Annotated in this window: 25 protein-coding genes; 8 read left to right on the top strand and 17 right to left on the bottom strand. The window is 55.1% G+C overall.

Going from position 1 to position 22,389, the window contains the following annotated elements; translation table 11 throughout:
* Window positions 1-62: 62 nt before the first annotated feature.
* The 9 genes from ABJL60_RS09335 to ABJL60_RS09295 all read right to left on the bottom strand — a co-directional run bounded on the left by ABJL60_RS09335 (window position 63) and on the right by ABJL60_RS09295 (window position 9,586).
* Window positions 63-2,264, bottom strand: coding sequence for a 3-hydroxyacyl-CoA dehydrogenase NAD-binding domain-containing protein (locus tag ABJL60_RS09335; protein WP_348376104.1), 2,202 nt, complete (start codon window positions 2,262-2,264; stop codon window positions 63-65).
* The gene (locus ABJL60_RS09330) at window positions 2,261-2,755 is read right to left on the bottom strand and encodes a hypothetical protein (protein WP_348287321.1); all 495 of its coding nucleotides are present in this window, start codon (window positions 2,753-2,755) and stop codon (window positions 2,261-2,263) included. Before ABJL60_RS09330 ends, ABJL60_RS09335 begins: the two co-directional genes overlap by 4 nt.
* A 20-nt stretch (window positions 2,756-2,775) precedes the next feature.
* On the bottom strand, window positions 2,776-3,987 hold the full coding sequence (locus tag ABJL60_RS09325) for an acetyl-CoA C-acetyltransferase (RefSeq protein WP_348287323.1): 1,212 nt from the start codon (window positions 3,985-3,987) through the stop codon (window positions 2,776-2,778).
* Window positions 3,988-4,077: 90 nt separating this feature from the next.
* On the bottom strand, window positions 4,078-4,719 hold the full coding sequence (locus tag ABJL60_RS09320; protein ID WP_348376103.1) for a glutathione S-transferase family protein: 642 nt from the start codon (window positions 4,717-4,719) through the stop codon (window positions 4,078-4,080).
* A gap of 307 nt (window positions 4,720-5,026) precedes the next feature.
* Window positions 5,027-6,175, bottom strand: a complete 1,149-nt coding sequence (locus ABJL60_RS09315; protein WP_348376257.1) for an acyl-CoA dehydrogenase family protein — start codon at window positions 6,173-6,175, stop codon at window positions 5,027-5,029.
* 20 nt (window positions 6,176-6,195) lie between these two features.
* Window positions 6,196-6,408 (bottom strand): hypothetical protein, encoded by a 213-nt coding sequence (locus ABJL60_RS09310; protein ID WP_108829231.1) that lies wholly within the window; start codon window positions 6,406-6,408, stop codon window positions 6,196-6,198.
* A gap of 48 nt (window positions 6,409-6,456) precedes the next feature.
* Window positions 6,457-8,238, bottom strand: coding sequence for an acyl-CoA dehydrogenase C-terminal domain-containing protein (locus ABJL60_RS09305; RefSeq protein WP_348376102.1), 1,782 nt, complete (start codon window positions 8,236-8,238; stop codon window positions 6,457-6,459).
* 39 nt (window positions 8,239-8,277) lie between these two features.
* Entirely contained in the window at window positions 8,278-8,679 is a 402-nt protein-coding gene (locus ABJL60_RS09300) for a MerR family DNA-binding transcriptional regulator (protein ID WP_108830210.1), read from the bottom strand.
* Between the two features lie 313 nt (window positions 8,680-8,992).
* Entirely contained in the window at window positions 8,993-9,586 is a 594-nt protein-coding gene (locus ABJL60_RS09295; protein ID WP_348376101.1) for a TetR/AcrR family transcriptional regulator, read from the bottom strand.
* A gap of 66 nt (window positions 9,587-9,652) precedes the next feature.
* Here ABJL60_RS09295 and ABJL60_RS09290 point away from each other — a divergent pair, with 66 nt between their 5' ends.
* Complete coding sequence (locus ABJL60_RS09290; RefSeq protein ID WP_348376100.1) at window positions 9,653-10,261, top strand: NAD(P)H-dependent oxidoreductase; 609 nt, start codon at window positions 9,653-9,655, stop codon at window positions 10,259-10,261.
* Window position 10,262: 1 nt separating this feature from the next.
* Here the strand turns inward: ABJL60_RS09290 and ABJL60_RS09285 are convergent, their stop codons facing one another.
* On the bottom strand, window positions 10,263-10,640 hold the full coding sequence (locus ABJL60_RS09285; RefSeq protein ID WP_348287333.1) for a MerR family DNA-binding transcriptional regulator: 378 nt from the start codon (window positions 10,638-10,640) through the stop codon (window positions 10,263-10,265).
* Window positions 10,641-10,749: 109 nt separating this feature from the next.
* Between ABJL60_RS09285 and ABJL60_RS09280 the strand changes: the two genes are divergently transcribed.
* The 3 genes from ABJL60_RS09280 to ABJL60_RS09270 are packed head-to-tail and all read left to right on the top strand — an operon-like array spanning window position 10,750 to window position 13,008.
* The gene (locus ABJL60_RS09280) at window positions 10,750-11,172 is read left to right on the top strand and encodes a PaaI family thioesterase (protein ID WP_348287335.1); all 423 of its coding nucleotides are present in this window, start codon (window positions 10,750-10,752) and stop codon (window positions 11,170-11,172) included.
* 2 nt (window positions 11,173-11,174) lie between these two features.
* The gene (locus tag ABJL60_RS09275; protein ID WP_348287336.1) at window positions 11,175-11,684 is read left to right on the top strand and encodes a PaaI family thioesterase; all 510 of its coding nucleotides are present in this window, start codon (window positions 11,175-11,177) and stop codon (window positions 11,682-11,684) included.
* Window positions 11,668-13,008, top strand: coding sequence for an MATE family efflux transporter (locus tag ABJL60_RS09270; RefSeq protein WP_348376099.1), 1,341 nt, complete (start codon window positions 11,668-11,670; stop codon window positions 13,006-13,008). The genes ABJL60_RS09275 and ABJL60_RS09270 overlap by 17 nt, the downstream gene beginning before the upstream one ends.
* A 54-nt stretch (window positions 13,009-13,062) precedes the next feature.
* On the opposite strand, the gene ABJL60_RS09265 is transcribed toward ABJL60_RS09270, so the two are convergent.
* The 3 genes from ABJL60_RS09265 to ABJL60_RS09255 are packed head-to-tail and all read right to left on the bottom strand — an operon-like array spanning window position 13,063 to window position 14,874.
* On the bottom strand, window positions 13,063-14,106 hold the full coding sequence (locus tag ABJL60_RS09265; protein WP_348376098.1) for a quinone-dependent dihydroorotate dehydrogenase: 1,044 nt from the start codon (window positions 14,104-14,106) through the stop codon (window positions 13,063-13,065).
* Window positions 14,103-14,534, bottom strand: a complete 432-nt coding sequence (locus tag ABJL60_RS09260; protein WP_348287341.1) for a DUF1330 domain-containing protein — start codon at window positions 14,532-14,534, stop codon at window positions 14,103-14,105. The genes ABJL60_RS09265 and ABJL60_RS09260 overlap by 4 nt, the downstream gene beginning before the upstream one ends.
* 1 nt (window position 14,535) lies before the next feature.
* Complete coding sequence (locus ABJL60_RS09255; RefSeq protein ID WP_348376097.1) at window positions 14,536-14,874, bottom strand: DUF952 domain-containing protein; 339 nt, start codon at window positions 14,872-14,874, stop codon at window positions 14,536-14,538.
* 136 nt (window positions 14,875-15,010) lie between these two features.
* On the opposite strand from ABJL60_RS09255, the gene ABJL60_RS09250 reads away from it, so the two are divergent.
* The 3 genes from ABJL60_RS09250 (at window position 15,011) to ABJL60_RS09240 (ending at window position 17,957) form a co-directional block, all read left to right on the top strand.
* Window positions 15,011-16,570, top strand: a complete 1,560-nt coding sequence (locus ABJL60_RS09250) for a bifunctional metallophosphatase/5'-nucleotidase (protein WP_348376096.1) — start codon at window positions 15,011-15,013, stop codon at window positions 16,568-16,570.
* A 118-nt stretch (window positions 16,571-16,688) separates the two neighbouring features.
* Window positions 16,689-17,216 carry a GNAT family N-acetyltransferase gene (locus ABJL60_RS09245; protein ID WP_348376095.1) on the top strand — a complete coding sequence of 176 codons (528 nt, stop codon included), beginning with the start codon at window positions 16,689-16,691 and terminating at the stop codon, window positions 17,214-17,216.
* A 69-nt stretch (window positions 17,217-17,285) separates the two neighbouring features.
* Window positions 17,286-17,957: an SOS response-associated peptidase gene (locus ABJL60_RS09240; RefSeq protein WP_348376094.1), complete on the top strand. Its 672-nt coding sequence runs from the start codon at window positions 17,286-17,288 to the stop codon at window positions 17,955-17,957.
* Window positions 17,958-18,017: 60 nt separating this feature from the next.
* On the opposite strand, the gene ABJL60_RS09235 is transcribed toward ABJL60_RS09240, so the two are convergent.
* Window positions 18,018-18,365 (bottom strand): hypothetical protein, encoded by a 348-nt coding sequence (locus ABJL60_RS09235; RefSeq protein ID WP_348287351.1) that lies wholly within the window; start codon window positions 18,363-18,365, stop codon window positions 18,018-18,020.
* Window positions 18,366-18,472: 107 nt separating this feature from the next.
* The gene (locus tag ABJL60_RS09230) at window positions 18,473-19,363 is read right to left on the bottom strand and encodes a LysR substrate-binding domain-containing protein (RefSeq protein WP_348287353.1); all 891 of its coding nucleotides are present in this window, start codon (window positions 19,361-19,363) and stop codon (window positions 18,473-18,475) included.
* A gap of 101 nt (window positions 19,364-19,464) precedes the next feature.
* On the opposite strand from ABJL60_RS09230, the gene ABJL60_RS09225 reads away from it, so the two are divergent.
* Window positions 19,465-20,688: an acyl-CoA dehydrogenase gene (locus ABJL60_RS09225; RefSeq protein WP_348287354.1), complete on the top strand. Its 1,224-nt coding sequence runs from the start codon at window positions 19,465-19,467 to the stop codon at window positions 20,686-20,688.
* An 84-nt stretch (window positions 20,689-20,772) separates the two neighbouring features.
* Here ABJL60_RS09225 and ABJL60_RS09220 read toward each other — a convergent pair whose 3' ends face one another.
* Entirely contained in the window at window positions 20,773-21,366 is a 594-nt protein-coding gene (locus ABJL60_RS09220) for a peptidase (protein WP_348287395.1), read from the bottom strand.
* Complete coding sequence (locus ABJL60_RS09215; RefSeq protein WP_348376093.1) at window positions 21,366-22,244, bottom strand: phytanoyl-CoA dioxygenase family protein; 879 nt, start codon at window positions 22,242-22,244, stop codon at window positions 21,366-21,368. Before ABJL60_RS09215 ends, ABJL60_RS09220 begins: the two co-directional genes overlap by 1 nt.
* Window positions 22,245-22,389 lie beyond the last annotated feature (145 nt).

Below are 22,389 nucleotides of genomic sequence, written 5' to 3'. Positions count from 1 at the left end.
GGTAAAAACGACAAAAGGCCCTGCAAAAACAGGGCCTTCCGTCAAATTACAAAGGAAGAAATTCAGGCCGCAGCCGCGTCTTCTTTGCCAAACCGTCCGTAGAAAGTTTGGTTCTTTGCGGCCATTTCACGCAGCAAGGCCGGGCATTCGAAGCGATCGCCGAATTTTTCCTGCAACTGGTCACAGCGTTCAGCGGCGTATGGTGTGCCGATAATGTCCAGATAGCTGAAGGGGCCACCCGTGGCAGGTGCAAAGCCCCATCCAAGGATCGCACCAACGTCACCTTCGCGGATGTCTTCCAAAACGCCTTCTTCCAGTGCCCGCACGGCTTCCAGTACTTGGGCAAACATCAAACGATCCTGTACTTCACGCAATGCAGGCTGTTCATCGGCCAATGGATACTTGTCGTGAACGCCTTTCCAATAGCCTGTGCGCTTGCCTTTTTCATCGTAGTTGAAGTAACCCGCGTTCGCCTTGCGACCAAGGCGGCCTTCTTCTTCCATCCACACGATCAGGTCGTCGGCCTCAGACGCTGGATAGGCGTTGCCCATTGCGGCTTTGGTCGCTTTCATGATGCGCACACCAAGATCGATAGATGTCTCGTCGCCCAATTGGATTGGCCCGACAGGGAAGCCCAACTGCTGCGCGGCACTGTCTATCAACTGCGGTGCGACGCCTTCTGTCACCATGCGCGTGGCTTCGTTCCCGTATGGGATGATGCAACGGTTGGCATAGAAGAAACGTGCATCGTTGACCACGATGGGCGTTTTGCGGATTTGGCGGACGTAGTCCAAAGATTTCGCAACTGCGCGGTCGCCGGTTTCCGCGCCCTTGATGATTTCAACCAGCAACATTTTCTCAACGGGTGAGAAGAAGTGGATGCCGATGAACTGCTCGGGACGGGAAGACGCCTTGGCCAGTTCAGAAATGGGCAAGGTCGAGGTGTTGGAGGCGAAAATGCAATCCTCAGGAATGACCGCTTCGACGCGTTTGGTGATTTCTGCCTTCACGGCAGGATCTTCAAACACGGCCTCGATGATCAGGTCGCAGCCTGCCAGCTTTTCAACATCAGGCGTCGCGGTGATCAGCGACAACATCGCCTCTTTCTTCTCGGGCGTGCCTTTTTTGCGGGCGATGCCCTTGTCGAGATACGCTTCGGTGTAGGCTTTGCCTTTGTCCGCCGCATCTTGGTCACGGTCGATCAGCACGACCTCAATACCAGCCTGCGCCGACACCAACGCGATACCCGCACCCATCATGCCTGCGCCCAAGACGCCCAGTTTTTTGACGCGTTGGTCCGCGATGCCTTTGGGACGCACAGCGCCTTTTTCCAAGGCTTCTTTGTTCAGGAACAAGGACCGGATCATCGCGGAAGACGACGGGTTCATCAGGATGTTGGTGAACCAGCGCGCCTCGATTTTCAGGGCCGTGTCGAAGGGCACCAAAGCCGCTTCATAAAGCACGCTTAGCACGGCCTTGGCCGCAGGAAACGCACCTTTAGTCTTGCCTGCAACCATCGCGTTGGCACCGACATAGTTCATGAAACCAGCAGGGTGATAGGGCGCACCGCCGGGCATTTTGAAGCCTTTGGCGTCCCATGGTTTGACGATATCGGCGTCTTTGGCCTCCAGAACCCAAGCGCGGGCCGCCGCGACCGGATCGTCGGACACTTCATCTACGATGCCAAGTGATTTGGCCTTTTCAGGCGCGTTCATACGGCCTTCAAGGATTTGCGACGAAGCGTTGACCAAACCCATTTTGAACAGCAAGCGAACTGTGCCGCCGCCGCCGGGGAAGATGCCAACCAGAATTTCGGGCAGGCCGACTTTGGCCTTAGGGTTGGATGTGCAAAAGATGCGGTGCGTGGCCAGTGGCAGTTCCAAACCAATGCCAGCAGCCGTGCCGGGCAGGGCGGAAGCAATCGGTTTGCCGCCTTTGTTGGTCTTTGGGTCCATGCCCGCGCGTTCAATCTTGCGCAGCAAGGCGTGCATTTTCATGGTGCCTTCAAACAGGCCCTTTGCAGGGTCATCGCCTGCGTCGGCTTTCATTTTTGCCAGCAGGTTCAAGTCCATGCCGCCCGCAAAGCTGTCCTTGCCGGATGTGATGACGATGCCTTTGACGGCGTCATCGGCCAGGGCGTCGTCAATATGCGCGTCAAGTTGGCCCAAGCCATCAATTGACATCACATTCATGGTTTTGTCGGCTACATCCCATGTGATGGTGGCGATGCCTTCGGCATCTTTTTGCATCGTAAAATCGGTCATTTCAGTTTCCTTTCCGGAAGTTCTTTCAGTTCGGGCGGCAAGGCATCTGTCGATATCGTATCGACGATTGCGAAGTTGCCCGCTTTGTTCACTACGGCATTGGTGCAATCGGTCTCGCGCCAGCCATGTTCAGGGTGCCGGACCAGCCGGATACGGTTGTAATAGGGGTCTCGCAGTCGCGTTCCGTTGTGCATCATATGGGATATGTGGGTCCCTTCGATGACATCAGGTGTCACGAACCACGCCGTCTTCACCAAGCGGTGCAGACCTGTGACATTGTCAGTCTTCAAAACATCGACGAATTGGCGAAAGTTCCTACGATGCTCTTCATCGTCTTCAATGCACAGATCCAAGTTGACGGTGCGAACCCGCCAAGGGAAAGAAATGCAAGCGCTAAAGGCTGCATAGTCAGCGGCAAGTGTCGCTGCCGAAGCCCGATCAACATGGTCCTGATAGATGGCCATGGCGTCTCGGTCTTCGGTTTCTTTCATATTTCCTGGCATTGCCGTGTTCAGACCCGTTCGATGATGGTAGCCGCCCCCATGCCGGACGCGATGCAAAGCGTGGCAAGCCCTACTTCTTTGTCTTGGCGTTCAAGCTCGTCCAGAAGCGTTCCGATGATCATAGCACCAGTTGCGCCCAAAGGGTGCCCCATGGCGATGGACCCACCGTTGACGTTCACTTTTTCATGTTCGACGTTGAATTTGTCCATGAATAGCATGACGACTGAGGCAAAGGCTTCGTTGACCTCAAAGAGGTCGATGTCGCCGATATTCATGCCATTGTCTTCGAGGATTTTCTTGGTGGCGGGGACAGGGCCCGTCAGCATGATCGTGGGGTCCGTGCCGATCTTTGTTGTGGCTTTGATGCGGGCGCGCGGTTTCAGGCCATACTTTTCGCCAAACTCTTTGTTGCCGATCAACACAGCGGCAGAGCCATCCACGATGCCGGACGAGTTGCCCGCGTGGTGGATGTGGTTGATTTTCTCCAGATGCGGGTACTTCATCAACGCGACCTTATCAAAGCCGGGCATCATTTCACCCATGGCTTGGAAGGCTGGGTTCAGGGACCCAAGGCTTTGCATGTCGGTTTGCGGGCGCATGTATTCGTCGTGGTCCAGGATCGTCAGACCGTTCTGATCTTTGACCTGAATGACGGACTTGGCAAAACGGTTGTCGTCCCAAGCGGCCTTGGCACGGCGCTGGGATTCCATCGCCAGCATATCCGCGTCGTCACGGGTGTAGCCGTACTCAGTCGCAATAATGTCCGCCGAGATGCCCTGCGGCACAAAATAGCTGTCCATGGCGATGCTTGGGTCCGCAGCAATCGCTGCCCCATCGCTGCCCATTGCGACGCGCCCCATCATTTCGACGCCACCCGCGATATAAGCCATGCCCGCGCCACCTTTGACCTGATTGGCGGCAAGGTTTACGGCTTCCATGCCAGAAGCGCAGAAACGGTTGATGGCAAGACCGGGAATACGCTCATCAAGGTCAGAGGCCAAAACAGCAGAGCGTGCCAAACATCCGCCCTGTTCCATGACTTGGGTGACATTGCCCCAAATCACGTCTTCCACGGCATGGCCTTCCAGATTGTTGCGCTCTTTCAACGCGTTCATGGTGACGGCAGACAGGCGCAGCGCTGTCACTTCGTGCAGGCTCCCGTCTTTGCGACCCTTGCCGCGCGGTGTGCGCAGGGCGTCGTAGATGTAGGCTTCGGTCATATCGGGTGATCCTTTCAAGCAGTGTTCTTTTATCAGGTGATGCTTTGGCATGGGACAATTCAAGGTCTGCCGCAGCGTCGTGAAGAAGGGTTACGCCCGGTCAGAGGGGTTGCCGGGCATTAGATCGTAAGGGTGTTTCCACCCCGGAGTTTCAGACAAACGTGTCAACCACGCGTCGATGTTTGGGAAGGCGGCACGATCGAACCCAAATGGCTCTGGATAGTAGAGATAGCCACAGCAACTTAGATCGGCGTTGGTGATGTCGTTGCCCACAATCCATTGCCGCCCTTCGAGATGAGCATTCAACACAGCATAAGCGCCTTGAAGGCGGCCTTGATTGAAGGCAATGACCTCTTGGGGGCGTTTGTCTTCAGGCAAAAAGTTCATCAAAAACCGTGTGACGCCAGCCATTGAGCTCAATTTGTGATTGTCAAACAAAACCCACCGCAACACTTCGCGGCGCTCTTCGGGTGAATTGCCGGCGAACTTACCGCTTAAATGACTGATGTAGTCCTGAATGGCACCCGATTGAGTGATAGAATAATCGTGATCTGTGTCGATCAACACAGGTGCTTCGCCCATAGTGTTGAGGGCTTTGAACTCTGGCGTACGCGCGGCCCCTTGGAAAAAATCAACAAAGACCGGTTCCCACGCGAGGCCCGATAGCTCCAACGCCAATGCCGCTTTGTAAGAATTTCCGCTTTCGCCAAAACATTGCAGTTGTAAGGTCATGTGCCTGTGTCCTCCCATGGACGCTTTTTGTTAAACAAGACTGGGGGTTTCACACCCCCAGACCCCCGTGAGGTTTACTTTGCGAGATGAACAGGGGGATGTTCACCAAGGATTAAGGTTAATGCGCCTACCATGGACCGGTATGGTAGGCTGAGGAGCTGAGCCATATGCGAGGTGAAGCTCTGCCGTCCCGTACTATCTGGTTCCGGATGGCGGAGTGGATCGCGCAAAAGATCCTCCTTCATCTCGCCAGATAAACCTCCGCCGGAGGCTCCCCAACGTACAAATTGCACCGTAGGAAAGGACATCAAAGTGCCCTCGCGATCAGCTCTTTCATAATCTCGTTGGTGCCGCCGTAAATGCGCTGAACGCGGGCATCAGTCCACATCTCGCCTATAGCGTACTCTTGCATAAACCCATAACCGCCATGAAGTTGCAGGCATTCGTCCAGAACCCAGGCTTGGGTGTCTGTTGTCCAATACTTGCACATTGCTGCTTTGTCCGCCGTGAGCGCACCGCGCAAATGCTCGGCCATACATTCATCAAAGAATGATCGGCTGACCATTGCCTTTGTTTTACACTCGGCCAGTTTGAAGCGCGTGTTCTGGAATTGCATGATCGGTCCACCAAACGCTTCGCGCTCGCGCGCATAGGCCACTGTTCGCTCAACAGCACCTTCCATAGCTCCAACCGCAGCGCATGCAATAATCAAACGTTCTTGTGGCAGCTGGTTCATCAGTTGGTAAAACCCTTGCCCCTCGTCGCCCCCCAAAATATTTTCGGGCGGTATTTCTACGTTGTCAAAGAACAGCTCGGATGTATCGGCCGCATGCATCCCGATTTTCTCCAGGTTGCGACCACGCGCAAAGCCTGTGACCTCATCCGTTTCGACCACAACCAAAGACACACCTTTCGCGCGTTCATTGGGATCGGTTTTGGCAGCTACGATGATCAGATTGGCGTGCTGACCGTTGGTTATAAATGTTTTTTGACCCGACAATCGGTAGGCGTTTCCATCGCGAATTGCTTTTGTTTTGATGGATTGGACATCGGATCCGGTCGACGGCTCTGTCATCGCCAGGGCCCCGACCAACTCGCCAGTCACCATTTTTGGCAACCATCGGGCTTTTTGCTCTTCCGTTCCGCAATTCAGAATGTAGTGCGCGACGATGCCTGAATGGATGCCATGGCCCCATGATGCAAGATTGGCACGCGATGCTTCGATCAGAATAGCGGCTTCATGTCCGAAGTCACCGCCAGCTCCGCCGTATTCTTCCGGGATGGAAGGGCAAAGCAGACCCAATTCGCCGGATTCAACCCAAGTCTCGCGATCCATTTGCCCCTGTTTGCGCCAACGCTCGAATTTGGGGCCCCATTCTTTGGTTATGAATGCCCGCGTCATTTCGGCGATCATCTGGTGCTCATCTGTCATCCAGCTTGAGGCGGTGCCAGCCATATCTTTCATGCGGGTTCTCCCTAGCGCTTACGCGCGTCGATCTCTGCGTTAAACAACCGCAAGCGGGCTGTCAGATTTTCTTCGTTGATAACACTGCGGAAATTTTCAAATAAAAACGACAGTGCTTCTCCCTCGTCCAATCCTGCATCGGTCGCAAACCGTTTAAGGTTTCTATAACCGTCTTCGGTCATGGCGATGGGAAGGCGACGGGTCAGGCGAAAGCGTTTTGGCATCAAGGCTCCGAAGTTAGGGTAAGGTGCGCCTTGGCGCACCCCACCAGTTTAGAAGTTTGCCGCGTCCAACGCCATAACTGTGTCTGCACCTGTGTTGATGCGGGCCAGATGCAGCGCTGTTGCTGGCAATTGGCGGGCCATATAAAAGCGCCCCGTGGCCAGCTTGGTCTCGTAGAACGCAGTGTCCGACGCGCCGTTTGCCAAGGCTTCGGTTGCCGCTTTGCCCATTTGCGCCCACATCAGGCCAAGGCAGACGTGACCGAACATGTGCATAAAGTCGTTGGAACCAGACAATGCGTTGTTGGGGTTCTTCATACCGTTTTGCATGAAATACATGCCTGCTGCTTGCAAGTCTTTGGACGCTGCCTTGAGTGGCTCCAAAAACGCCGCATCATAGGCGTCGTCTTCGCCGGCATTATCCTTGATGAAGGTCTTGACCAGATCAAAGAACGCCATCACATGCTTGCCACTATCTTGCGCCAGCTTGCGACCAACCAAGTCCAAGGCCTGCACGCCATTGGCACCTTCATAGATCATCGCAATACGTGCATCGCGGGTGAACTGGGACATGCCCCATTCTTCGATGTAGCCGTGCCCGCCGTACACCTGCTGTGCTTTTACGGTCATGTCGTAGCCTACGTCCGTCAGGAAGCCTTTGATGACAGGGGTTAGCAAAGACACGAGGCCGTCAGCGTCTTTGTCTTCGGAACGATGCGCCGCATCGATCATGGTGGCACCCCACAGAATGAACGCACGCGCGCCTTCTGCGAAAGACTTTTGTTCCATCAATGAACGGCGAATGTCGGGGTGCACGATCAGCGGATCGGCGGGGCCTTCGGGGTTCTTGGCCCCCGTTACGTCACGGCCTTGCAAACGGTCCTTGGCGTAGTCCAAAGCGTTCTGATAGGCGGCGTCTGCTTGGGCCAGCCCCTGCATGCCGACACCCAGACGGGCCTCGTTCATCATGGTGAACATGGCGCGCATGCCTTTGTGCTCGTCGCCCAGCAAGTATCCCGTCGCTTCGTCGTAGTTCATCACGCATGTCGAATTGCCGTGAATGCCCATTTTCTCTTCGATCTTGCCCACGGATACGCCGTTGCGCGCACCCATGTCGCCGTTGTCATCGACCATTACCTTAGGAACGATGAACAAAGACACGCCTTTGATGCCTTCAGGGCCGCCCACGATCTTGGCCAGAACCAAGTGGACGATGTTGTCGGCCATGTCGTGATCACCGGACGAGATGAAAATCTTCTGGCCAGTGATCTTGTAAGACCCATCGTCTTGGGGTTCCGCTTTGGTGCGCATCATGCCCAAATCCGTGCCGCAATGGGGTTCGGTCAGGTTCATGGTGCCGGTCCATTCGCAGGACACCATCTTGGGCAACCATTTGTCCTTTTGGGCGTCGGTGCCGTGGGCCAAAATGGCCGATGCGGCACCGTGGGTCAGACCCTGATACATGGTAAAGGCTTGGTTTGATGCGGAAAACATCTCGCCCACGGCTGAGCCGATCACGGCTGGCATGTTCTGGCCGCCGTATTGCTCTGGCATGTCCAATCCGGTCCAGCCGCCTTCTTTGACCTGCTCGAACGCGGCCTTGAAGCCCGTCGGTGTGTAGACGATGCCATTTTCCAAACGGCAGCCTTCGGTGTCACCCACCGGGTTCAATGGGGCCAATACATCTGTGGCCAGTTTGCCGGCTTCTTCCAGAACGGCAGATGTGAAATCGGCCTCAAGTTCGTCGTAGCCGGGGATCGTGGATTCAGAGATTTTCAACACATCATGCAGGATGAATTGCGTGTCTTTGGTTGGGGCTGTGTAGCGTGGCATGGTAAGTTCCCTTTTTGAGGTAAGGTTAAGGCTGGCGGCTTATTCGGCCGCTTTTTTCGGGGATGACATAGAGGCCAGAATTTTCTCGCCCCACTTCATCTGGCTTTTCAAATCATCAATGGCTTCAGTCAGTTCGTCGCGCTGTGCTTCCATGTCGGACAAACGGTCTTTGGCAACATCATAGGCGCGGGCGAATTGGGTCTGTTGCTGATCACCAACGTGATACAAATCCAGAAGCTGGCGAATTTCTTCCAAAGAAAAGCCAAATCTCTTGCCGCGCAGGATCAACTTAAGGCGGGCGCGGTCTGAACGGGTGAATAGGCGTTTTTGACCAATACGTTCTGGAAACAGAAGTTCCTTGGCCTCGTAGAACCGCAAAGTGCGCGGTGTAACGCCAAAGGCCTCACACATCTCGCGGATCGTTAGGGTTTTGTCTTGTATCGTTTCAGGCATCAAATCAGACATCGTTTCGGTTCTCTTTTCAGCATCATGTGACCATGACGTGGGCAGGTATGGGTAAAGTTACAATACGGGCTTACGTTGACGTAAGTTGTACGTTACGTCACTTTGAGGGTTTACGCACGATAACTCAACGTCAACTTGTTGTGAGGCCATAAATGCAAACGCGATATGATGTTTGGTGCATAATTTCGCCCAAAACCTTCAGCATGGTGCTGCGCGGCTGACAGGTTTGGCGCTGTCGAATGCCGATTCTCTGGGTGGGACGTCCATTGGACTGAAGGTTTCCCCACCGCTACGCGGGTTTGAGAAGCGACAATCGCGCCGCGCGAGAAATGTGATACACATATTCTTCCTGAGACCACCCACAGCTTTTTCTAGCGTCTTCCCAGTGCCGCACTGACAGCAAAACCCATAGCAAATCGGCGGCTTTCTCCACGCTTAAATCATCTGCCAATGCGCCGTCGTCAGACAGGGCCTGGGCGGCTGCGACACAGCCTTCGTGGACCGCGCCCATGCGATCTGCCCAAGCGGTGGCAGCGGCATCATCGTGGTCTTTCATCACCATCAAAGCTTTGGCCACGCCATATATTTCGGGGATGTAACCGGTCCAAAAGGTGATGAAGGCGTTCAAGCGATCAAGGCCGTTTGTGGCTGTGCGGCTTGGGATCAGACGGGTATCCACATCCAGAACGACATCCAGATACCGTGATGTGGCGGTCAGCAAATCACCGCGTGTGGGAAAGTGCAAATACAGCGCTTGCCTGCTGACGCCGGCACGTTTGGCAATATCACTCATGCGGACACTTTTGTCTGGCGTCTCTTCAAGGGCCTTCCATGCGGATTTCAGAATGACATCGCGGGTGGATCGATTTTTATTGCTTGACATGGTGTAAAGTTATCTCCTACTTGACATCGTGTAAATTGACACCATGTCAAGTAAAGGAGAAATGACATGTCATCTGCAAAAACTGCCAATGCCCAGGGGCGCAATGTCTTCATTTGGGTCGCGCATCCGAACGCGGATTCACTGTGCGTGAGCCTTGCGGATCGCTACGCCAGCGGGGCAAAGGCCAAAGGCGCCAACGTGCGGCACATGGCGCTGTCCGAAATGGATTTTGATACGGACGGACCATCGCTGAAAGGCACCGAAGGCCTTGAACCTGATCTGGTTGCGTGGCAGCAAAACGTGGCGTGGGCAGATCACATTCTGATTGTGCACCCTTACTGGTGGGCGTCGATGCCTGCCCGCGCCAAAGCGGTGCTGGACCGCGGTTTGTCGTCGGGTTTCGCATACCAATACACAGGGCGCGGTATGGGGTGGAACAAATTGCTGAAGGGCAGGTCCGGCGACGCCATCATCACCAGCGACACCCCCCCGCTTTTGGACACGCTGCTATATCGCAAGCCGGGGCGACGGGTGTTGCGCAATCAAGTGTTTGATTTTGTTGGAATCAAAGCTAGAAAAATCCTGCAGCTGGGGTCCGTGAAACTGGCCAAGCCGGAGAAAATCGAAAGCTGGCTCAAGCAGGCAGAGCAGTTGGGAATGAAAGCCGCCCGCTGATTTAGGCGTTTGCTTTCAACTCTTTGGCAACCTTTTGACGCAAATCGGTCAGCTCAGCGAAAGCCTCGTTGAGCTGCTCGCGTTGTTCCGCCAGTTCTTTTAATTGGCGGTCGGCCATGTCCACCCACGCCTGCATTTGTGCTTCGGTGCCTTCATCTTCATAGATCAGCAACCATTGGCGTATTTCTTCCAGCTGAAAGCCGAATTTACGGCCCCGCATGATCAGTTTCATGCGGGCACGCTCACGGGCTCCGTAAAAACGGGACCGACCTTCGCGGTCGGGCTGCAGTAGTTCAATATACTCGTAATAGCGCAGCGTTCTCGGGGTTACCTCGAACGCGGCGCACATCTCTTTAAACGACAGACGGTCTTCGGTCATGCGCGCTCTCCCTGTGGGCAAGGTAGGCTTGCAATTCGGCAAGCGCAACAGGGGCACTTGCCCTTTTTGAACTGGACTGTTCAATTGCACGCAACGGCAGGAGACCTAAATGTCCGATAAAGTGAATATGGCGCGGCAATTCATGACCGCCATCCCCCATGCCCGTGATTTGGGAATGGAACTGATGCAATTGGACGGAGGTGTCGCAACGATCCGCATGCCTTACGATGAACGGTTGATCGGGGACCCGGACACAGGCGTGATGCATGGCGGTGCGATTTCGGCCCTCATGGACAGCTGTTGCGGGGCGGCTGTGATGAGCCACCCGTCCAACCCCGGCGGCACGGCCACCATTGATTTGCGCATCGATTACATGCGGGCCGCAACACCCGGGCAAGCCGTCAGCACCACAGCAACCTGTTATCATGTGACCCGAAGTGTCGCATTCGTGCGTGCAACGGCGGTAGACGAGGACACGGAAAACCCTGTGGCGATGGCGACAGGCACTTTCACAGTGCAGGGGGCGAAATAGACATGCGCAAAAAACCCGAACCCGTCCAAGTGGTCAAACAGCGCCGCGATGCCGCGCTGAAAGCGCTGATAGAACGCAGCCCGTATGTGCAGTATCTGGGCGTCGAATTTGAACGCAGAGGCGATGAATTGACTGGTATTCTGCCGTTTCAGGAAAAGCTGATCGGCAACCCGCTGTTGCCTGCGATCCATGGTGGCGTCACTGCGGCGTTTTTGGAAATAACATCTGTTGTCGCCCTGACATGGGCGTCAATCTGGGATGATCTGGAAGCGGGAGCGTTGGAACTGGACAGCACAACTCCGCTGCCGAAATTCCCTAAAACAATCGATTTCACAGTAGATTACTTGCGATCGGGTCTGCCGCGCGACGCCTACGCCCGTGCGCGGATCACGCGCGCCGGACGGCGCTATTCATCGGTGCATGTGGAAGGGTGGCAAGACAACCGAAGCAAGCTGTTTGCCCAAGCGACGGGGCATTTTCTGATGCCAAAGTTACGTGTCAAAACCGATTGAACATGACCTGACTGCCGCGCCGCAGCCACTGACCCACAAGCGTGTTCTAAAGATCGCGCTGCCCATTGTGTTGTCCAATGCCACAGTGCCCATTTTGGGGGCGGTGGATGTAGGCGTTGTCGGGCAAATGGGACAAGCAGCCCCTATTGGAGCTGTGGCAATGGGCGCGATTATTCTGACCACGCTGTATTGGTTCTTCGGGTTCTTGCGCATGGGGACGGTGGGCCTTGTTGGCCAAGCCGAAGGGGCAGGGGACAGTGCGGAGGTGTCCGCTTTGCTGACCCGCGCCCTGATGATCGCCGCCGGTGCGGGTGTGACGCTGATCGCCTTGCAGGGTTTGCTGTTTTACGGGGCGTTCTGGATATCACCTGCAACGGCTGAGGTTGAAGGCCTTGCACGGGACTATTTGGCGATCCGCATTTGGTCCGCGCCTTTTGCGATTGCGGTTTTTGCTCTGACAGGCTGGCTGGTGGCGATGGAGCGCACCGCAGGTGTGTTTGTCGTCCAGTTCGTGATGAATGGTGTCAACATCGGCCTTGATCTATGGTTTGTGCTTGGTCTTGAATGGGGCGTCGAAGGGGTGGCATTTGCCACGGTTATTGCGGAGATTTTAGGGGCGTGTGTCGGGCTGTGGCTGTGCCGTTCTGCTTTTGCCAATCCCGCGTGGAAAGACTGGCCTCGCGTGTTTGATCATGCGCGTCTTGTCCATATGGCATCCGTGAACATCGATATTTTCTTGCGTTCTGCCATGTTAATGGCAATTTTCACATCCTTCGTATTTTACGGCGCGGCTTTCGGCGATGTGACACTGGCCGCCAACGAAGTGTTGATACAGTTTATGTATATCACGGCCTATGCGATGGACGGTTTTGCCTTTGCGGCCGAAACCTTGATCGCGCGGGCCATCGGGCGCCGGGATGTTGCCCGTGTGCGTCGGTCTGCGGTTCTGACAGCAAGCTGGGGATTGGTCACATGCATTGCCATGTCTGCGGCCTTTGCTGTGATCGGGCCTTGGCTGATTGAGGTGATGGCAAAAGACGTGTCTGTGCAAGTCGAGGCAAGACAATATCTGCCTTGGATGATTGCGGCCCCCTTGGTGGGGTGTGCCGCTTGGATGCTGGATGGCATTTTCATAGGTGCCACACGCGGCGCTGATATGCGCAACATGATGTTTATCAGCTTTGTGATCTATTTCGGGTTTGTCGAATTGGCGATGCCTGTGTGGGGCAACCATGGGCTTTGGGCTGCCATGCTTTTGAGCTTTGTGGCGCGTGGCGTCACGCTGGGATCGCGGTATCCGGCGTTGGAGCGTTCTGTGCAGTAGGCCGGGGCGCTGCCCCGGACCCCGAAGTATTTTCAGCGAAAGGAAGCCATAAGGTTAGAGCCATCTTTGGGTGTCGGTTCCCGTTGCTTCCGCCACGCTTGCGAAGCCGTCCCGTTTCAAAAGTTGGTCCAGATCGCGTGCGATGTTTGCGGCAAGCGACAAGCCCCCATAAACCAGTGCGGTGTAAAGTTGCACTGCCGATGCGCCCGCTTTGATTTTTGTGTACGCGTCTTCTGCCGTGCTGATCCCCCCCACGCCGATCAGCGGGATATCCGTCAAACGGCTTAGTTTTGCCAACACCCGCGTCGATTTTTCAAACAGAGGTTTGCCGGACAGCCCGCCCGCTTGTGCCGCGTGCGGGCTTTGCAGACCGTCACGGTCCAGAGTTGTGTTTGAGGTGATGATCGCGGACACGCGTGCGTCTTGTGCCACTTTGGCAATGTCCGCCAGATCCTGATCTGTCAGGTCCGGTGCGATTTTCAAGAATACCGGGCAGGTGCCGCGCACTTGCATGACCCCGTCCAACAGCATCGCCAGCGCCATGGGGCCTTGTAGGTCACGCAGTTTTTCCGTGTTTGGTGATGATACATTGACAGTTGCAAAGTCCACATGCGGGCCACAGAGCTTGAGCACTTCGGCAAAGTCGACGGCTTTGTTCGCGCTGGTTTTGTTGGCACCAAGGTTGATGCCCACCGGAATGCCTTTTGGCCGCACTGCCAGCCGTGCGGCGATGGCCTCTGCCCCTTCGTTGTTGAACCCGAAACGGTTGATGGCCGCTTTGTCTTCTGTCAGGCGAAACAGGCGCGGTTTGGGGTTGCCGGGTTGAGCAATGGGTGTTGCTGCCCCGACTTCAATGAACCCGAACCCCGCCTGAGACAATGGTGCAACTGTTTCGGCGTTTTTGTCGAACCCTGCCGCCAATCCAATCGGGTTTGGCATGTTCAATCCGGCAACTGACGTCTTTAGCCGATCCGAGGTCACCGGACCCGGCATCGGCGCAAGCCCTGCTTTCAAGGCTTTGATCGCCAAGCCGTGCGCCGTTTCGGGGTCAATTTTGCGCAGCGCTTTCAGGCCAAGTTGTTCTGCAAGCAGCTTCATCCGAATGCGTCGCCTTCTGTGGTTGTGCCGTGCCGGATTAAGCGCGATGTCAGAACGGCTGCTTGGCGGTGCACAACGGCTTTTTGGTAGTCCGGATCCGTGACCATTGCCAGAAAAGCGCCGGAATTCGGGTAGCGCGCAATGAAACATGCGTCCCACGTTTCGTCATCGGGACCAATCAGAACGCTTTCAAAGCGACCACGCCACAGAATTGTGCCGCCAACTTTCTGCAAAATTGGCCCTGTTTGTGAACCGTAGTTTTTGTACGCGTCCGCGCCGCTCAGGTTTTGCCCATGCATCGGATGGTCTGCGGGGTATTCGGCGTGGGTCTTGAACTTTACCAAGTTCAACATTTCTATAGGTTGGTCGCGTGGCAGATCTTTGAATGCGTCGAATTGTGCGCGGTTCGGGTCGATGTGATGATCCATTTCAGACAACCCCTGCTGGAAATTGGTGCATACCATTTACCAGTGGCAATGGCTGCGCCCAAGCCACATCAGACAGCTTCAAGTTACGGTAAAGATGGGGGAAAAGCGCGTCGCCGCGCGACACTTCCCATTTCAGATCATCGCCCAATGTCTCGGTTTCGACCCCCAAAAGGAAAAGATCTTCAACACCTGCAAAGTGTTTGGCGGCGGTTTCGGCGGCTTGTTCGGCGGTTGAAAAGTGAACGTAGCCATCTGCTACATCGATGGGCGCACCTTGGGTTTCGCCGTTGGCGCGCAAGTCGGCCCATTCGTCGGCCCGGAAAATTTTCAAAATCAGCATAGGTCCCGTGATGCCTTTCTGTGCGCTTGGGGTCAAGCAGTCGGATGCTGACCCAAGGTTAACAAAACCGTCTTTGACTCTGTGGGGGGCGGGGGTCAAAGTACGGGCATACATGAACCAACAGGGGGCGCACGTGATGTTTATGCGTTTGACACAATCAGTTGCTGCATTGGCTTTGATGGCCGGTACAGCGGCTGCGGATTATACTTTGACCATTTTGCACACCAATGATTTTCATGCACGCTTCGAGCCGATCAGCAAATACGATTCCGGTTGCGGATCCGAGGACAATGCCGAAGGGAAGTGCTTTGGCGGTTCGGCGCGGCTTGTCACAGCCATTGCGGATGCGCGGGCACGGTCCAACAATTCGATCCTTGTGGACGGGGGTGACCAGTTTCAGGGCACATTGTTCTACACCTATTACAAAGGCGCGTTGACCGCCGAATTGATGAACACGCTGGGCTATGATGCGATGACCGTGGGAAACCATGAATTCGATGACGGTCCTGAAGTTTTGGCAGGCTTTATGTCTGCAGTGAACTTCCCCGTTTTGATGTCTAACGCAGACGTGTCGGCAGAACCGCTGCTGGCGGACAAACTTGCAAAATCAACGATCATTGAGCGCGGCGGCCAAAAGATCGGTTTGATCGGTCTGACGCCAGAAGACACCGATGAGCTTGCAAGCCCGGGACCGAACATCACATTTTCCAGTCCGGAAAAGGCCGTGGCCGCTGAAGTTGCAAAACTGCAAGAGGCTGGCGTGAACAAAATCATCGTGCTGAGCCACTCAGGCTACAGTGTTGACCAAAAGGTGGCCGCTGCGGTGCAGGGCATCGATGTGATCGTGGGCGGGCATTCCAACACGCTGTTGTCCAACACGAATGAGCGCGCACAAGGCCCGTACCCGACGATGGTCGGCAACACCGCTATCGTTCAGGCCTATGCATACGGTAAGTTTTTGGGTGAACTGAATGTCACCTTCAACGATGCCGGCGATATTGTTGAAGCCGCCGGAGAGCCTTTGATCATGGACGGCTCGGTTGCTGAAGACGCAGCCACAGTGGCCCGTATCGCGGAAGCCGCGGCACCCTTGGACGAAATTCGCAACAAGGTTGTAGCGGAAGCTGCCACGGAAATTGGCGGTGATCGCGCAGTATGCCGTGCCATGGAATGTTCAATGGGGTCGCTTATTGCAGATGCGATGTTGGACCGCGTCAAAGATCAAGGCGTTGAAATTGCTATCCAGAACGGTGGTGGTATCCGCGCCAGCATCGATGCGGGTCCGATCACCATGGGTGAAGTCCTGACCGTGCTGCCGTTCCAGAACACGCTGTCGACTTTTCAGGTGACGGGCGCGGTGATGGTTGAAGCGCTGGAAAGCGGCGTCAGCCAGATGGACGAAGGCAAAGGGCGCTTCCCTCAGGTGGCGGGCATTTCTTTTGCCGTTGATCCTGCAGCCGAAGTTGGCGCACGTATCAGCGACGTCATGGTTGGTGGTGCCCCCATCGACATGGGCAAGCTGTACGGCGTGGTGTCCAACAACTATGTTCGCAATGGTGGGGATGGCTATGCCATGTTCAAAACGGCTGAAAACGCATATGATTTCGGCCCTGATCTGGCGGATGTTACAGCTGAGTTTTTGGCAGCCAAGGGACCCTTCACACCTTACACGGACGGCCGCATCAGCGTGAAGTAACCAATCGGAGGTGCGCCAAGGTGCACCTTACGCGCCGACAATAGATGCCCCGCTTCAAGTAGATGTGGGGCATTTTTCTTTGGCGACCCAAGCTGCACTTTTGGAAAGGGTACACGCGATGACACTATGCGAAGACCATCAGGTCAGGTTGCGCCGTCTTGCCCCGCGGGACTTGGCTACGTTCCAAGCGTATCGGCAAGATCCGGTTGTGGCAGAGTTTCAAGGTTGGACGGATATGACGGACGCACAAAGTTTGAGGTTTCTAACGGATATGCAAACTGGCCCCCTGCCCAATCTCGGGGGCTGGTGCCAGATTGGCATCGCTCAGACACATGATGATCAGTTGATTGGCGATTGCGGAGTGCGTGTGAACGCGCAAGGCACTGAAGCTGAATTGGGCATCACCCTATCGCGGACACGTCAGGGGCGCGGGCTTGGGTTTGCCGCAGTTCAATTGATCGTCAACTGGATTTTTGCACAAACGGATGTCGCAAAAGTCGTGGCAATTACCGATGCACGCAACCTGCGCGCCCAAGCGCTGTTACAGCATTTGGGATGGCCGCGCGTCGGTACTTTGGGGCCTGACGTGGAAATAGTTGGCCGAACAGAATACGTATTTGAGATGTCCCGTCCGTCGCAGCCGTAAGGTGTGCCTTGGCACACCACATGGCGCTGTTGCGTTGAGGTTGCATCGCTTTCGCAGTAGACACATCCCATGTGTGGACGCTTTGCCATAACTTTACCAAATGATGCGATGGCACAATTGTTTGCGGCGGCGCCGTCTAACGATTTGCCGGATGTGCCTAACTTCAATGTGTGTCCGACAACGCAGGTCCATGTGATTACGTCCCAAATGGAACAGCGTCGATTGGAAGCTATGCGGTGGGGGCTTATTCCAAACTGGTATAAAAACCCAAACGATGGTCCGCTATTGATCAACGCACGTGGGGAAACAATCGCGGAGAAACCTGCCTTTCGCACGGCCTGTCGCGAAAGGCGCTGCATCATGGTGGCGACGGGGTTCTATGAATGGACAAAAGGCGCGGACGGTGCGCGCGATCCTTGGTATATCACCCGCCGTGATGGAGCGCCCTTGATGTTTGCGGCCGTTTGGCAGGACTGGGCGGGCGCTGACACGGCCACACCGATCCGCACCTGTGCAGCGGTCACTGTGGCTGCAAATACTGCGATGTCAGCTATTCATCACCGGATGCCGGTTGTTCTGGAAAAAAATCAGGTTGGCAAGTGGCTGGGTGAACAGGGCAAAGGGGCCGCCACGCTGATGCGAGCCGCCCCAAAAGATACTTTGCGCTGGCACCGTGTGGACCGTGCTGTGAATTCCAACAGGGCAAATGGTGCGCAGCTGATTGAACCGCTATCTGCGTGAAACCAACATGCCGTGTCCTGCATTTGGCACACGGCGCATTCGAGACGAAACGCAAAAGCGTTATTTCAAAGGTGCAGAGCCGAATTCAATGATACCGGTGACGGCAGGGTCGCCGTTTTCGTCCGTGACACCTTCATGGATGAAGTCACGGCTCATGCCGGCGGTCACGACGATCGTGGCACTTTGTTCCGGACCAAGCGGACCAGTTGTCCATTCGCCGTCGACAGATGTGACGGTGATCGTTTCCAAAGAGCTGTTGGCAAATTCCAGGGTATCGCCTGCAGACACATAAGATGTCTGTGGAAAATAGGCCGTTGGCAGCACCAGAATGTTGTGTTCAGCAGCATACGTCGGCGTAGAGATGAAGGCACCCGCCATAGCAGCAAGACATGCGATTTTTCGCAGCATAGTATTTCCTTTGCGTTCCGGCCCCACCCGTAAAAACATACAATTGTCGCTACTTGGGGAATAAGGCTTGAATGAGGCACGTCTTGGCCGCACATGCGGCATTTCCCTTATTCTGGCGAGGTTTGTGCCGCCAGCCATGTGCGGAACGCATCCAATGGGGCGAAGTCGTTGCGTTCAGGCGGCCAGACCAGAAAATATGCGCCTATGCTTTGCGATGTGCCTGATGCGGCCAGCTTCAACTGACCGCTTTTCAAATGTGGTTCAGCGACAAAATCGGGCAACAGTGCGATCCCGGCCCCGTGAATGGCCGCCTGTGCCATTGTGGAAAACTGGTCAAAAACCATGCCCGTTGGAAGCGTGTCGTTCACGCCCCGCGCCTGAAACCAACGCATCCAGCCTTTGGACCGTGTGTCCAGATGCAACAAAGGATGTCGCAACAATTCTGTGGGTGAAAGGAGGTCGCTATCGACCACATCCGGCGCACAGACAGGCACCACTGTTTCGGCCATCAACGCCATATGTTGTGCGCTTGCCCAATCTTCACGCCCGAAGTGAATTGCGGCATCGAACCGCGCAGCGCGAAAGTCGAAGGGGGCAAAGCGGGTCGCAAGGTTCAGGGTGATTTCGGGATGTTTTGCTGCAAAGTCAGACAGTCGTGGCGCAAGCCAGTGCATGCCAAAGCCCGGCAAAATGGCCAGCTCAAGCGTGTGGGCCTGCGGGGTGTCCCGTGCCGTCAATGTGGCTTCGTTCAAATCGGACAAAATGCTGTGTACGGAATGCGCGTAACGTTGGCCGACCGCCGTTAACCGCAGCCCGCGCCCATCTTTTTCAACCAATGTTACGCGCAATTGCTGTTCCAGGGATTTCAGTTGCCGGCTGACAGCGCTTTGCGTCAGGGCCAGTACCTGAGCGGCGGCTGTGGCGCTGCCGTGTTGTGCCACGGCATCCAAACACATCAACGCAGCCGTCGATGGAATATTGCGGCGGGATATTTTCATTGATGCGTTTTCCTCATGCTATTCAGGATCACTTGGCATTGGTGTTTATGCGTTACCTCGCATAACATGCCGCAAAGTGGCATTTATTTAGGAAGCACACCATGAACATAGAAGCAAAAGTTCTGAAAGCGAAAGATCAACCGGACTTGGGCAGCTTTGATTGGGAAGACCCTTTCCGCTTGAGCACGCAGCTTAACGAAGATGAGCGTATGATTCAGGCTTCGGCAAAGGCTTATGCGACGGAAAAACTGGCTCCGCGTGTGATCAATGCGTTCGCCAATGAGGAAACGGATGCTTCCATCTTCCGCGAAATGGGTGAAATGGGTTTGTTGGGTGTCACGTTGCCAGAGCAATATGGCGGCCTTGGCGGATCGTATGTATCTTACGGCTTGGTCGCTCGCGAAGTCGAACGTATCGACAGCGGTTACCGATCGATGATGTCTGTGCAATCGTCTTTGGTGATGTATCCAATCTATGCCTACGGCTCTGAAGAACAACGCATGAAGTACCTGCCAAAGCTGGCTTCTGGTGAATTCATCGGCTGCTTTGGTCTGACTGAACCTGATGCGGGATCCGATCCTGCGGGTATGAAGACCGTGGCGAAAAAGACAGACGGCGGATACGTGATTTCGGGGTCCAAGATGTGGATTTCAAACGCGCCTATCGCGGATGTTTTTGTGGTCTGGGCCAAATCTGAAGCCCATGACGGTCGCATCCGCGGTTTTGTTCTGGAAAAAGGCATGAAGGGTCTGTCTGCCCCCAAGATCGGCAACAAATTGTCGTTGCGGGCCTCGATTACGGGCGAAATCGTCATGGAGGGGGTTGAGGTTGGCGAAGATGCTTTGTTGCCCAATGTTTCCGGTTTGAAAGGTCCGTTCGGTTGTTTGAACCGTGCGCGGTACGGCATTGCGTGGGGCGCCATGGGGGCGGCTGAGTTTTGCTGGCATGCGGCGCGTCAGTACGGACTTGATCGCAAGCAGTTCAACAAGCCCTTGGCAGGCACACAGTTGTTCCAGAAAAAACTGGCGGACATGCAAACGGAAATCGCGCTGGGCTTACAAGGTGCTTTGCAAGTTGGACGCTTGATGGACGCGGCCCAAGCGGCCCCCGAGATGATTTCTATCGTGAAACGCAACAACTGCGGCAAGGCTTTGGACATTGCCCGTATGTCGCGTGACATGCATGGCGGTAACGGTATTTCGGGCGAGTTTCAGGTCATGCGTCATATGATGAACTTGGAAACCGTGAACACCTATGAGGGCACACATGATGTGCATGCGTTGATTTTGGGCCGCGCCCAGACCGGTATTCAGGCGTTCTTTTGATAGGTTAACTCAGGACCGGGGCGCTGCCCCGGACCCCGAAGTATTTTGAGCGAAAGGAAAGGACGTATCGGTTCTGGTGCGCCCTTAGCGTGTTAGCGGTTCGCGGATGCCGGGTTTGATGACGTCGGGATCATAGGGCGTGCGCGCGAAGACCTCGTGCACCATTGGTGCGAAGAATTCGATTGGCAACGTGTCGTAGTCGGGGTCAAAGCTTGACTGATCCCAGCGTTCACAGAAGGTTACGCAGTCGTCGAAATAGATATGCCCCTTGTGCGCGTCCCGTTTGTCAGGGTTTCCCCCCACATGGTGCCCATAATAGATCATTTGAAAATCGCCATGCGTCTGCACGCACCAGCTGCATTGTTCACGCACAAAGGGGCGCAAAATCGTGGCGGCGTATTCGTCGTGATTGTAGGGCGCATAGATGTCGCCGATGTCATGCAACAGCGTGGACACCACCCAATCGATATCCGCGCCATCACGGTGTGCCCGTGTCGCTGATTGCAGCGAATGCCCAAGCCGCGTGATCTGGTAGCCTGATAGGCCTTCATCAAGATCGACCAACGCTTTCAGCAAACGATCCGCCGTGCCTTTGGTGTGCTCTGTTTCGTGTTTTGTCAGAAAGTCGTATTCTGCTTTGGTGCCGTCTTTCATTTGTGTGAAATTGACCTGATCCATCATGTGTACATCCCGGTTTCGCCTTTTGCGCCTTTCATCATTACTTTGGCCTGAGCGGCGCGAATGTGTTGATAAAGATCGAGGCTTTCTTTGCTAAATAGAGTTGAAGGTGCTGGAACGGAAACGAAGTTCTTTTGCACATCTTCCCCCCGGACCAGTGTCGCATAGTCTTCGCCCCCTGTTTGTTGGGCAATTTCCGGCGTGCAATAGCGGATCACTGCCGCGATGCGTCTGTCGCCTGTCGTGTTCGGGCCGGACCCGTGGATTGTCAGGCCATGATGCAACGAGATTTGACCGGGATGAATTTCAATCGGATATTTGTCGCTTTCGCGCACTTCGACCGCCACTTCTTGGCCACGGCTGAGCAGATTGTTGTCGTCAAATGTATCGGTATGCGGCAAGATCGGGTTCTTGTGTGACCCTTTCACAAAATCCATACATCCGGATGCCGGTGTGGCCGGTGACAGGGACAGCCAAGCCGTCACAAGCCCGTCCACAGCACCAAGCCCCCAATACGTCAGGTCCTGATGCATGGATACGATTTGGGTTGTTTTGGGTTCCTTGATGAAAAACTCAACAGAGTAGACCATGATGTTTGGCCCGAGCACACCTTCAACCACATCAAGAATGCGCGGGTCTGAGCCGATGCCATGCGCCAAAGGCATCACGCAATGCGAATTGACGCGTTTGTATGTGTTCAACGGAAGGGGAAGGTCTGCCTCCAGCCAGTCACGTTCGATTTTTTCCAACTCAGACCGCAATGCCTGAGCTTCTGTCGCCGACATCACCTGCAACGGAAACAAAAAGCCATCGGCCCAATACTGTTCGCGCTGCGCCGCAGACAGCTTGCCGTCTTCAAGGGGAAGTGGTTGCGGCATGGTATCGTCCTGTACTTATCTAGCGGTCAGCTTTCAAGAATGCAGGGCCACTGTCTGTTCTGTTTTCGACGTGAAGTGACGCTAAGATGTCATGTTATCAGGCTGGACATGCGGCGGAATGAGGCTAGTGTCCGCACTAATTTAT

It is taken from the genome of Ascidiaceihabitans sp. (assembly GCF_039986515.1).
GTDB lineage: Bacteria > Pseudomonadota > Alphaproteobacteria > Rhodobacterales > Rhodobacteraceae > Ascidiaceihabitans.
This window is presented reverse-complemented; position numbering and strand designations above follow the sequence as displayed.